Source organism: Nocardioides sp. NPDC127503 (assembly GCF_040302165.1).
GTDB lineage: Bacteria > Actinomycetota > Actinomycetes > Propionibacteriales > Nocardioidaceae > Nocardioides.
This window is the reverse complement of the sequence record NZ_JBEORH010000002.1, coordinates 15,599-26,979: the sequence shown is the minus strand read 5'-3', so window position 1 is coordinate 26,979 and position 11,381 is coordinate 15,599. Positions and strand designations below refer to the sequence as shown.

Genomic DNA, 11,381 nt, shown 5'->3' with positions numbered 1-11,381 from the left:
CAACCCGGATGGAGACCGATCACATGACCCCGAAACCGTGACTGTCGCCACACTCGCGCGTTGATCTGGTTGACGCCGCAACCGCCAGCGAAACACCGAGGGAGCGCGATGAGCATGGAGCCGATCAAACGCATCGTCGCGGGCATCAGGGAGGACCTCCCGCACACCGTGGAGCTGTTCCTCAAGCACAACTGGGACCAGGTGCCGGCCTACGCCGTCAGCCCCGATCCAGAGCTGCGCAAGGAGGTCGGCGACCACGCCGAGGCGGTCTTCCTGGCGGTGCTCACCACGCTGGAGGAGGGACGCGCGGCCGTACGCGAGGACTTCCAGTTCACGGTGGACCAGGCGACTCGCCGGGTTCGCCAAGGGGTCGCGCTCGCCGACTTCCTGCAGGCCTTCCGCATCGGTCAGGTGGCGCTGTGGGAGCGCATCGTCGAGATCGCGGCCGCCGACCCGGAGACCAGCCGCGCGGCGCTTCCGGTCGCCTCGCACGTGATGCAGGTGATCGAGGTCGGCAGCACGGTCGCGGCCGAGGCCTATCTCGCCGCCCATCAGGTCGAGCTCGCGGAGGGCGACCGGATCCGCCGGGACCTCGTCGAGGATCTGCTCGCCGGGCGCGGGGCCCGACCGGGCCCGATGCTCGAGGTGGCCCGCAGGTGCGGGCTGGAGCCCGAGGACCGGATCATCGTCCTGGTCGCGGTGCCGGTGCGGCCGCTACGCCCAGGGCGGAGCCTGCGGGAGGCGCTGCGGCACGTACGCACCGAGCTGGGCCCCGCGCGGGAGGGGGTCACGGTGATCCGTCAGGAGCAGCTCGTCGCGATCCTGCCCGTCGCCTCCGACGACGTCAGGACGATCGTGCCCGACCTGCGGCGCATCTATCGCCAGCTCGCCCGGGAGGGCTTCGAGCTGGCCGTGGGTGCCAGCACCGTGCACGCCGGCCTGGGTGCCGCGCCCGCCGCGTACGCAGAGGCGGGGATCGCTCGCGACGTCCTCGGTGCGGATCCCGGCGTGATGGCCCTGCCGATGATCTCGACGATCGACTACCTGGTGCTGCGCGAGGATCCGACCGCCCGCCGTCTGGTGCGACCCGCGCTGCGCCAGTTCGTCGAGGAGGACCTCGCGCGTGACTGCGTGATGATCGAGACCATGCTGGCGTACGTCGCCTGCGACCTCAACGCCAAGCTGGCCGCCGAGCGCCTGCACGTCCACGTCAACACCGCCTACCACCGGCTCGAGCGGATCGCCGAGCGCACCGGCTGCGACCTGCGCCGGTTCGCCGACGTCGAGGAGCTGATCTTCGCGATCCGGCTCCTCACCGAGCCTCGCGGGGTGGCGAGGGCCTAGGCCTGCGCCGCGGCCGGCTTGCGCCCGTAGAACCAGTAGACCGCCGCGCCGAGCAGGTTGGTGCTGCCCCACAGCCGCCACAGCGTCCGCGGTCCGCGGATCTCGTCGTCGGAGCGCGTCTGCAGGTCGCGCAGGATCACCGGGGCGACCGCCGCCTGGGCCACGAGCGCGCCGGTGGTCAGGATCGTCTTCTGCTTCTTGGTCAGTGCCATATCGCCAGTCTTTGCCGTCGTTTGCTTTGCGTCAAGCATCCTGGCCGGTCAGGCGGCCGATCGTGCCCAGGGTGGGATCACGACGATGCCCTCGATCGGGAAGGTGCCGTCGGGGTCTCGACGCAGCCACACCGGGCCTAGGCGCTGAGTGCGTACGTGGGCCCTCCACATGCTTCGGTTGCTGACGTTGTCGCCGCCGTCTTGGCCCAGGACGATCTGCTTCGTCCCTGTCGAGTTCATGCCGATGACCCGCGGCGTGAATCCCCAGTAGGCGGGGATCGAGTACGGCGCCGGCCGTCCCAGAACCCAGACATCGCTGCCCCTGGGGACATGCCGGAGGACCAGCTGCCCGCCGCCGTCGAGCTCGGTGGCGACCCCGTGCCAGAACCTCTTCGCACGGACCGTCTTGACCGCGCCCTTGCGCTCGAGCTGGTTGTCGTCGAAGAAGCGTGCGATACATGTCGTGTGGCCCCAGGGTCCGACGCGCCCGGCGGCATCTACGGCCCGGGCTCCGACGCACGATCCCTGGCCCTGATTGATGCCGACGGTGATCTGGCCCGTCCGCCATGTCGAGGTCAGCCCCACGCGCTGCAGGTGGGACGGGTAGGTCCATGCTCGTCGGCTGGTCGAGGTGAGGGGCGTCTTCGAGACTCGCACCTGGACGTAAACGGGCTTGCCACCGACCGCCAGTTCGCTGCCGTTGTAGGCCTCATAGATGACCCTGAAGCTCGACGCGAGGGTGAACCCATAGATGGGGCGAGCCACGGTCTGGATGCTCGGTCCGGAAGTGGCTGCCTGCGTGGCGGGGGCGGGGCTCATCGTCGCCAATACAGCGACGGCGGCGGCCGTCACGGCGCGCATCAGGGTCCGGTTGGTCATGCGCCGGAGGGTATCTCTAGATGAGTGCCGCGGCGGCGGTTTCGCCGGTTTATCGACGATCTACAGCAGGCTCGGCAGGTCGGCGGTGGAGGGGAGGAGGTGGGTGTGGGGCTCGGTGGCGAGCCGGTCGTGGCTGAAGGAGCCGGTGGCGACGCCGACGACGAAGCCGGCCCCGGCGTTGGTGCCGGCGCCGAGGTCGTTGGGGGTGTCGCCGGCGACCAGCACGCGGCGTACGTCCTGGATGCCGGTGGCCTCCATGCAGTGGAAGACGAGGTAGGGGGCGGGGCGGCTGGCGGCGACGAGGTCGGAGGTGACCAGGGCGTCGACGGTCGAGTCGGCGTCGGGGCCGACGGTCCAGCCGAGGCCGTCGAGGATGGCGGCGGCGATCTCGGTGGAGTAGCCGGTCTGCAGCGCGACCTTGACGCCCCGTGAGCGCAGCGTCACGAACATCTCGGGCACACCCGGGAACGGCTGCGGCGGGGTCTCCCGGTAGGCGGTGACGAGGCGCTCGCCGAAGCCGTCGAAGATCTTGTCGACCTGGGCGGTGGTCGGGTCCTGGCCGAGCCCGCGCAGTAGTCCCTGGATCGCCTCCCACTTCGAGGTGCCCTTCCACTGCAGCAGCAGGTCGTGGGAAACCGGCTCGCCGGCGGCGTCGGCGACCGTCGACTCGAGCACGTCGTAGACCAGCCCGCCTTCATCGACGGTGGTGCCGGCCATGTCGAGGGCGGCAAGCTGGAAGGCGGTGGTCACGAGATCTCCTTGAGGATGCGTACGTCGGTGCGGATCCCCGCCGCGGACGGGCGAGTGTTGTCGATGGTGAAGGTGACCCGGTCGGGCCGGTAGCGGTCGTCGGCGTACTCCAGCGGTGTGCCGTCGGCGGAGGTCGCCCGGCGGCGCTCGCGCAGCAGCGGACTGCCCACCGCGATGTCGAGCAGGTCGGCATCGGTCTCGTCGGCCGCGACCGCGTCCATGGTGTGGCGCGCGGCGTGCAGGTCGACGCCGGCGGCGATCAGGTGGGCGTAGAGCGAGCCGGTGTCGGGGTCGAAGTCGAAGAGCAGCCGCCCGACGCGCTCGACGAAGGTGCTGCGCTCGAGCATCGCGGGATGACCGTCGAGAAGACGGAGCCGGAGCACGTCGACCACCGGGTCACCCTCGTCGATGTCGAGCGCCTCGGCGGCAGCGGCGGTGGCGCCGCGCCGGGCGACCTCGATGGTGCGCTGGCCGGCGGTGTGGCCGATCTGCTGCACCCAGGCGCTGAATGAGATCAGCTGCTCGAAGGGCTGCCCGAGCGCGGTGTCCCGCACTGTCGGCGGACGCCCCTGGCCGCCGCTGAGCAGGCCCTCGCGGCGCAGGCTCGCCAGTGCCGTACGGATCGTGCCGCGGGAGGCGCCGAACTGCTCGCACAGCTGCGCCTCGGAAGGGATCGGGGCGCCGGTCGGCAGCTCGCCGGCGATGATCCGGGCGCGGATGGCCTCGGCGACCTGGACATGCAACGGGCTACTCATGGACAGCAGGCTACAACTTGATCAGACAAGTGCGATCAAGCGCTTCGTGAACGCCGGGATAACGCTCAGAGGTCCAAACGGTGCGCAGGAAAACGACCGGTTAACTTGTATGTACATGTTCGTCGGGGCTGTTGACCGGGGCTGCCGCGAGACAGAAGTGTTCGGGCCGTGCCAACTCATACGACCACCCCCGACGGTGCCGCCGACCTCGTTGTCGTCGGTGCCGGGATCGTCGGCCTCGCGCATGCCGTCGAAGGGCTCGCGCGCGGCCTGAAGGTCCATGTCATCGAGCGTGACGAGCGCGCCGTCGGCGCCTCGATCCGAAACTTCGGGCACATCTGCACCACCGCCCAGTCGGGCCAGTCGCTCGCCTACGCCCTCGCGGCCCGCGAGCGCTGGCTCGCCCTCGCCGCCAACGCGGACTTCGGTCTCCGGGAGACGGGCACGGTCGTCGTCGCCCGGACCGAGGCCGAGATGGCCGTGCTCGAGGAGTTCGCCGGAATCCGGGGCACCGAGCAGGCCCGCCTGCTGGACGCCGACGCCACCCGCGACCTGTTCCCGCCGGCCACCGCGGAGGTCCTCGGCGGCGCACACCTGCCGCTCGACCTGAGGGTGGACCCGCGCGAGGCGCTGCCCGTGATCGCCGCGTGGCTGGAGTCCGAGGGCGTCCGGTTCAGCTGGGCGACCCACGTCGGTGCCATCGAGCCCGGTGCCGATGGGATCGACGTCCGCACGAGCCGCGGAACCATCCGTTCCGCCCGGGTCGTCCACGCCGCCGGCCATGACATCGACCGGCTCTTCCCGCAGGTCGCCGAGGAGGCAGCCGTACGCCGCTGCCGCCTGCAGATGCTCGAGGTCGCGCCTCCGGGCGATGTCGAGATCGGGCCGGCGGTGCTGACCGGACTCTCGATGCTGCGCTACGGCGGGTTCGCCGAGACCACGGCGGCCGCTGACGTACGCACCCAGCTCGAGGCCACCGCTCCGGAGCTCCTCGACGTCGTCATGAACCTCATGCTCACCCAGCGTCCCGGAACCGGCGGCCGACCCGGCTCGATCGTCCTGGGCGACACCCACCACTACGACCGTACGCACCTGCCCTTCGACGACGAGCACGTCGCCGAGCTGGTGCTGCGGGAAGGGGCGCGGCTGCTCGGGGCTCCGCTCACCGTCCGACGTCGCTGGCGAGGGGTCTACGCGGACTCCCCGCGGACCGACTTCCTCGTCGCAGAGCCGTTCCCGGGTCTCCGGGTCGTCTCGGTGACGTCGGGCATCGGCATGACCACAGCACTGGGCCTCGCGCCCACCGTCCTCGACCAGCTGTTCTGACCACAGGAGAAACCGAACATGTCCACCCTGCGCTCCCTCACCGCCCTCGCCGGCGCCGCCACACTGACTCTCGCCCTGGCCGCCTGCGGCAGCGAGGCGACGACCAACAAGGCCGCCGCGGGCGGCGAGGTCGGTCCCGACCAGATCTGCCCCGACGGCACCCTGAAGATGGGCGTCGAGCCCTTCGAGGACCCCAAGAACCTGATCCCCGTCTACGAGACCCTGGGCAAGGCCCTCGGCGAAGAGCTCGGCTGCGAGGTCGAGGTGCAGATCTCCGACACGTACGTCGCCGAGATCCTGGCCATGCAGAACGGCAAGCTCGACATCGGCCAGTTCGGGCCGCTGGGCTACGTCTTCGCCCAGAAGCAGGCCGGCGCCACGCCGCTGGCCTCCTTCGCGGGCGAGGACGGCAAGGTCTCCTCCTACACCGGTGGCATCTGGGTGCCGAAGGACTCGCCGGTCAAGTCCGTCGAGGATCTGAAGGGCACGACCCTGGCGCTGTCCGAGTCCGGCTCCACCTCCGGTGACGCGGTGCCGCGCAAGGCGCTCATCGACGCCGGGATCGAGAAGGACGTCAAGGCCGAGTACGCCGGTGGCCACACCGAGGCGCTGTTGGCCCTGGTCAACGGGAAGGTCGACGCCGCCGAGATCAACAGCCAGACCCTGGCCTCGGCGACGGCCGAGGGCCAGTTCGACGAGTCCGCCTTCCGCCAGATCTGGAAGTCGGAGCCGATCCTCAACGACCCGATCGCGGCGGGCCCGAACATGACTCCCGAGGTGTCCAAGGCCGTCCAGGAGGCGCTGCTGAACCTTCCTGCCGAGTCGGTCGCGGAGATCGGCGAGTACCTCGACTTCACCCCGCCCGCCGGCAAGCCCGCGCTGGTCGCGGTGAGCGAGGAGGACTACCAGCCGGTGTCCGACCTCGCCGAGGCCCTCGACCTGACCACGGACGACCTCTGATGGGCGCTGACCACCTGCCCGGGGCGGCCCTGCGTATCAACGGCCTGAGGAAGGCGTTCGGGGAGAAGACGGTCCTGGACGGCCTGGCCTTCGAGGTCGCCTCCGGGGAGGTGGTCAGCCTCCTCGGGGCCAACGGCTCCGGCAAGTCCACCTCGCTGCGATGCGTTGTCGGGCTGGAGCGTCCCGACGGCGGCACGATCACCGTCGGCGGCGTCGCTGCCAAGCCCGGCGAGACGACCGGAGCGAGGTCGAGCGGCGAGCTTGCTCGTCCGCTCGCGCCGAGCGAGGGAGTAACCGCGCGAAGCGCGGAGGCGATGCCGACGGTGGCGATGGTCTTCCAGAAGATCCATCTGGTGCCCCGGCGCAGCGTGCTCGACAACGTCTGCGCGGGAGCGCTCGGACGGCTCGGCCTGAGCCGGTCCTGGTCCGTGCTGGCCTTCCCGCGCGAGGTGCAGGTCGAGGCGATGGCATGCCTGGACCGGGTCGGTCTCGCCGACCGGGCCCGGGAGAAGGCGGGTCGCCTCTCCGGCGGCCAGCAGCAGCGGGTCGCCGTGGCTCGCGCGCTGTGCCAGCGTGCCAAGGTGCTGCTCGCCGACGAGCCGGTCTCGGCGCTCGACCCAGCCGCCTCCGAGCAGGTGATGAACCTGCTCCGCTCGCTGGCCGACGACGACGGCCTCGCGGTGGCCGCGGTGCTCCACCAGCCCGACCTGGCGCGCCGCTTCTCCGACCGGATCCTTGGGTTGGCCGGCGGACGGCTCGTCTTCGACAGCAGCAGCGCCGAGGTCACCGACGAGACGGTGGCCGACCTCTACCGGCCCGCCGTGGAAGCCCTGGAAGCCGCCGAAATCGGGGTGCCAGCATGAGCAGCGTGACCAAGGCGCCAGAACCGCGTCTCGACATTCCGCCCCGCTTCCGTCCGTCCGGCATCGCCGTCGCGGCGGCCATCACGGTCGCCCTGATCCTCGTGCACTGGTACGCCGCGGTGCAGACCAACACCTCGCCCAAGGAGCTCCTCGAGGGCTGGCGGGGGCTGTGGAACTTCCTGTTCGGGGTCGACCGCACCTACCCGAACGGCAAGACCATCCATCAGGACGGTGCCTTCCCGCTCGATCTGCGCTGGTCGGAGACCATCCGGCCCGGCCTGGAGTACTGCCTGCTCACGATCTGGATCGGCCTGCTCGGCACGACCCTGTCGATCCCGGTGGCGCTGCTGTTCGCGGTCATCTCCTCGCGTACGACCAACCGGTTCGTGCCGCTGTGGCTCCTGGGTCGCGCGGTGATGTCGGTGCTGCGGGCCGTCCCGGAGACGGTCTATGCGTTGATGTTCATCGCCGCGGTCGGCTTCGGTGCCTTCCCGGGCGTGATCGCGCTGGCGATCCACAACGTCGCGGTCATGGGCAAACTGTGGTCCGAGGCCATGGACGAGGTGGACCAGGGGCCGGTCGAGGCGCTCCGCGTCGCCGGAGCCTCGCCCGCGCAGTCGGCTGCGCACGCCGTGCTGCCCGCGGTCATGCCGTCGCTGCTCGGCCTGCTGCTCTACCGCTTCGACACCAACGTACGCAGCTCGGTCATCCTCGGCACCGTCGGTGCCGGCGGCATCGGGTTCTTCATCAAGACCGAGGTGGACAGCTTCCACTTCGACACGATGATGACGTACGTCTGCATGGTGATCGTCCTGATCATCGTCATCGACCTGTTCAGCGCCTGGCTGCGCCGGAAGGTCGGCGCGGTCTGATGGCACGGGTCGCGGTGTGGCGCGGTGGCGCCGAGGTGACGCTGGAGACCGTGGACCTCCCGGTGCCGGGGCCGAGGGAGACGCTGGTCGAGATCGACCTCGCGACGGTGTGCGGCTCCGACCACCACACGGTCTCCGGCCGGCGTCCCGGTGCCTACCCGAGCGTGCTCGGGCACGAGGGCGTCGGACGGATCGTGGGCACCGGCCGGCGCGTGGTCTGGGGCGTCACCGTCTCGTGCGGGACCTGCGACCGCTGCCTCCGGGGGCTCACCGCGAAGTGCCGCTCGGTCCGCAAGCTCGGCCACGAGCCCTACGAGCCGGCCTGGCCGCTGTCGGGCACCTACGCGACCCACGTGCTCCTGCCCGCCGGCGCCACGATCGTGCCCGTTCCCGACACCGTGGCAGACGAGGTCGCCGCGCCGGCCGGGTGTGCGACCGCCACCGTGATGGCGGCCCTCGAGCGGGCCGGCTCGCTGCGCGGGAAGCGGGTGCTGGTGGTCGGCGCCGGGATGCTCGGGCTCACCGCGGTCGCCGCCGCGGCCGACGCCGGGGCGGCCGAGGTCGTGGTGAGCGACGTCGAGCCCGCTCGGCTGGAGCTGGCCGTCGACTTCGGCGCGACGTCGACGCTGTCCGAGGGTCAGCCGCTTCCACCGGTCGATGTGGCGATGGACTTCTCCGGCGCCGCCTCGGCGGTCGAGGCGGCGCTCGGGGCCCTCGACATCGGCGGCTCCCTCGTCCTGGTGGGGTCGGTCTCGCCGGGGCGCGCGATCTCGGTCGACCCCGAGGCGGTCGTGCGGGGCTGGCGGTCGGTCAGCGGCGTACACAACTACGAGCCGCACCATCTGGAACAGGCGGTCGCCTTCCTCGCGGTGTCGCAGCGGCCATGGACGGAGTTGGTCGAGGAGCCCGTCGGGCTCGAGCGCGTGGGTGACTTACTGACGAGCGAGCTGGGGAGGCCGCGGGCGTCGGTGCGCCCGCGCAGCAACTAGGCTCGCGCATCATGACCGAGTTCGCCGCTGTGATCCTTGTCGACCGTCGTGGCTGGGTGCTGCTCCAGGAGCGCGACGAGCGCCCCGTGATCGCGCCGGAGAAGTGGGCCTTCTGCGGCGGCCACCTGGAGCCGGGGGAGGACCCGCTGGCCGGTGCGGTGCGCGAGCTCGAGGAGGAGACCGAGGTCAGCCTGAGCCCCGCCGAGCTGCAGCTTCTCGCCGTCCACGACGTCCACCACCTCGAGACCGGGACCGACGACAAGCTCCACCTGTACGCGGCCGGCGTCGACCTCACCGATGCCGACATCGTCTGCCACGAGGGACGACAGATCGTCTTCGTCGACCCCGTGAAGGCGCCTGACCTGGACCTCAGCGACTCGGCCCGGATCGGGCTGACGCCGTTCCTCGGATCGCCCCAGCACGCGGCGCTATCCGGGTCGGCGTCCTTCAGGGTCGAGACGTAGAATCCGGGCCATGGGTCTCCTCGAACGCATCGCCGCGCCGCAGGATCTTCGTGATCTCTCCGATGACCAGCTCGAGCTCCTCGCGAGCGAGATCCGGGACCTGATGATCCGGACGGTGGCCACCAACACCGGCCACCTGGGGCCGAACCTCGGCGTGGTCGAGCTGACCCTGGCCATGCACCGGGTCTTCGACAGCCCACGCGACAAGATCGTCTTCGACACCGGCCACCAGTCCTACGTCCACAAGCTCGTCACCGGCCGGGCCGGCGACTTCGGCACGCTGCGCCGCGAGGGCGGGATGAGCGGCTACCCGAGCCAGTCCGAGTCCGACCACGACGTGGTCGAGAACTCCCACGCCTCCACCGCGCTCTCCTACGCCGACGGCCTGGCCAAGGCCTACACGATCCGCGGCGAGGACCGCCACGTCGTCGCCGTGATCGGCGACGGCGCGCTGACCGGCGGGATGGCCTGGGAGGCGCTCAACAACATCGCGATCCAGCACGACTCCAAGCTGGTCATCGTGGTCAACGACAACGGCCGCTCCTACACCCCGACCATCGGTGGCCTGGCCACGGCGCTGACGGCGCTGCGTACGAACCCTCGCTACGAGCTGGTCCTCGACATGGTCAAGCGCCGCCTCAACGCGGTGCCCGGGATCGGCGCGATGGCCTACGACGCGCTGCACGCGGTGAAGAAGGGGCTCAAGGACGCGGTCGCGCCCCAGGGTCTCTTCGAGGACCTCGGCCTGAAGTACGTCGGCCCCGTCGACGGCCACGACCGGCACGCCGTCGAGCAGGCGCTGACCTCGGCCAAGCGGTTCGGCGGCCCGGTGATCGTGCACGCGATCACCCGCAAGGGCTACGGCTACGACCCCGCCGAGCGCCACGAGGCCGACCAGTTCCACTCGCCGGGTCCCTTCGACGTCCAGACCGGCGCCGAGAAGCCCAAGGGCAGGATCTGGACCGACCACTTCTCCGACGCGATGGTGCGGCTGGGGGAGAGCCGCCAGGACATCGTCGCGATCACCGCGGCGATGATGCACCCGGTCGGCCTCGACGCGTTCCAGGCCAGGTTCCCCAAGCGCACCTTCGACGTCGGCATCGCCGAGCAGCACGCCGCCACCTCGGCCGCCGGCCTGGCGATGGGTGGCCTCCACCCGGTCTTCGCGGTCTACGCGACCTTCCTCAACCGCGCCTTCGACCAGGTGCTGATGGACTGCGCCCTCCACCGGGCCGGCGTGACGTTCGTCCTCGACCGCTCCGGCGTGACCGGTGACGACGGCGCCTCCCACAACGGCATGTGGGACATGTCGCTCCTCCAGGTCGTGCCCGGCCTCCGCCTGGCCGCGCCGCGCGACATCGCTCGCCTCAACGAGCTCCTCGACGAGGCCGTCGAGGTGGACGACGCGCCCACCGTCGTACGCTTCCCGAAAGGCCCGCCGCCCGAGGACATCTCCACGATCGCGAAGCTCGGCGGCGCCGACGTGCTCGTCCGCAACGGCACCAAGGACGTCCTGGTCATCGGCGTCGGCTCCATGGCCGAGGTCGCCGTGGGCGTCGCCGAGCGGCTCACCGCCCAGGGCATCGGCGTCACCGTCGTCGACCCGCGCTGGGTCAAGCCGATCGACCCCGCCCTCATCGAGGCGGCCGCCGACCACCGCCTGGTCGTCACCATCGAGGACAACGGCGTCGCCGGCGGCGTGGGAGCGTCCTTCCTGCAGGCCGTGACGGCCGCGGGCGTACGCACCCCGGTGAAGATCCACGGGATCCCCCAGGAGTTCCTGGACCACGCCAAGCGGCCGAAGATCCTGGAGACGATCGGTCTGACCCCGCAGGCGATCGCCCTGGACACCATCACGGTGCTCGACGGCGGCCTCCAGGACGACGCCGGCCTGCGTCTGGACGAGCCTGAAGGCGACGCGCAGGCCGAGGGCGAAGGTAGCTCGCCGCGCCAGGCGCGGCTCTGAC

12 protein-coding genes are annotated in these 11,381 nt (G+C 70.9%); 8 read left to right on the top strand and 4 right to left on the bottom strand.

What is annotated here, in order from left to right; all coding sequences use genetic code 11:
• Window positions 1–114: 114 nt before the first annotated feature.
• Entirely contained in the window at window positions 115–1,344 is a 1,230-nt protein-coding gene (locus tag ABTW65_RS04095) for a PucR family transcriptional regulator (RefSeq protein WP_350658664.1), read from the top strand.
• Here ABTW65_RS04095 and ABTW65_RS04090 read toward each other — a convergent pair.
• The 4 genes from ABTW65_RS04090 to ABTW65_RS04075 are packed head-to-tail and all read right to left on the bottom strand — an operon-like array spanning window position 1,341 to window position 3,940.
• The gene (locus tag ABTW65_RS04090) at window positions 1,341–1,556 is read right to left on the bottom strand and encodes a hypothetical protein (protein ID WP_350658663.1); all 216 of its coding nucleotides are present in this window, start codon (window positions 1,554–1,556) and stop codon (window positions 1,341–1,343) included. The genes ABTW65_RS04095 and ABTW65_RS04090 overlap by 4 nt on opposite strands.
• A 48-nt stretch (window positions 1,557–1,604) precedes the next feature.
• Window positions 1,605–2,435 carry a hypothetical protein gene (locus ABTW65_RS04085; protein ID WP_350658662.1) on the bottom strand — a complete coding sequence of 277 codons (831 nt, stop codon included), beginning with the start codon at window positions 2,433–2,435 and terminating at the stop codon, window positions 1,605–1,607.
• Between the two features lie 60 nt (window positions 2,436–2,495).
• Window positions 2,496–3,185, bottom strand: coding sequence for a phosphonatase-like hydrolase (locus ABTW65_RS04080; protein WP_350658661.1), 690 nt, complete (start codon window positions 3,183–3,185; stop codon window positions 2,496–2,498).
• Window positions 3,182–3,940, bottom strand: a complete 759-nt coding sequence (locus tag ABTW65_RS04075) for a GntR family transcriptional regulator (RefSeq protein WP_350658660.1) — start codon at window positions 3,938–3,940, stop codon at window positions 3,182–3,184. Before ABTW65_RS04075 ends, ABTW65_RS04080 begins: the two co-directional genes overlap by 4 nt.
• 168 nt (window positions 3,941–4,108) lie before the next feature.
• Here ABTW65_RS04075 and ABTW65_RS04070 point away from each other — a divergent pair, with 168 nt between their 5' ends.
• Genes ABTW65_RS04070 through dxs form a run of 7 tightly spaced genes read left to right on the top strand, consistent with a single transcriptional unit; the run spans window position 4,109 to window position 11,380 of the window.
• Window positions 4,109–5,266: a TIGR03364 family FAD-dependent oxidoreductase gene (locus tag ABTW65_RS04070; protein WP_350658659.1), complete on the top strand. Its 1,158-nt coding sequence runs from the start codon at window positions 4,109–4,111 to the stop codon at window positions 5,264–5,266.
• 18 nt (window positions 5,267–5,284) lie between these two features.
• Window positions 5,285–6,226 carry a phosphate/phosphite/phosphonate ABC transporter substrate-binding protein gene (locus ABTW65_RS04065; RefSeq protein ID WP_350658658.1) on the top strand — a complete coding sequence of 314 codons (942 nt, stop codon included), beginning with the start codon at window positions 5,285–5,287 and terminating at the stop codon, window positions 6,224–6,226.
• Complete coding sequence (locus ABTW65_RS04060; protein WP_350658656.1) at window positions 6,226–7,089, top strand: phosphonate ABC transporter ATP-binding protein; 864 nt, start codon at window positions 6,226–6,228, stop codon at window positions 7,087–7,089. The genes ABTW65_RS04065 and ABTW65_RS04060 overlap by 1 nt, the downstream gene beginning before the upstream one ends.
• Window positions 7,086–7,961 carry a phosphonate ABC transporter, permease protein PhnE gene (gene phnE / locus ABTW65_RS04055; protein ID WP_350658655.1) on the top strand — a complete coding sequence of 292 codons (876 nt, stop codon included), beginning with the start codon at window positions 7,086–7,088 and terminating at the stop codon, window positions 7,959–7,961. The genes ABTW65_RS04060 and phnE overlap by 4 nt, the downstream gene beginning before the upstream one ends.
• Window positions 7,961–8,950, top strand: coding sequence for a zinc-binding dehydrogenase (locus ABTW65_RS04050; RefSeq protein ID WP_350658654.1), 990 nt, complete (start codon window positions 7,961–7,963; stop codon window positions 8,948–8,950). The genes phnE and ABTW65_RS04050 overlap by 1 nt, the downstream gene beginning before the upstream one ends.
• Before the next feature lie 11 nt (window positions 8,951–8,961).
• Window positions 8,962–9,414: an NUDIX hydrolase gene (locus ABTW65_RS04045; protein WP_350658653.1), complete on the top strand. Its 453-nt coding sequence runs from the start codon at window positions 8,962–8,964 to the stop codon at window positions 9,412–9,414.
• A gap of 10 nt (window positions 9,415–9,424) precedes the next feature.
• Complete coding sequence (dxs, locus tag ABTW65_RS04040; protein WP_350658652.1) at window positions 9,425–11,380, top strand: 1-deoxy-D-xylulose-5-phosphate synthase; 1,956 nt, start codon at window positions 9,425–9,427, stop codon at window positions 11,378–11,380.
• Window position 11,381 lies beyond the last annotated feature (1 nt).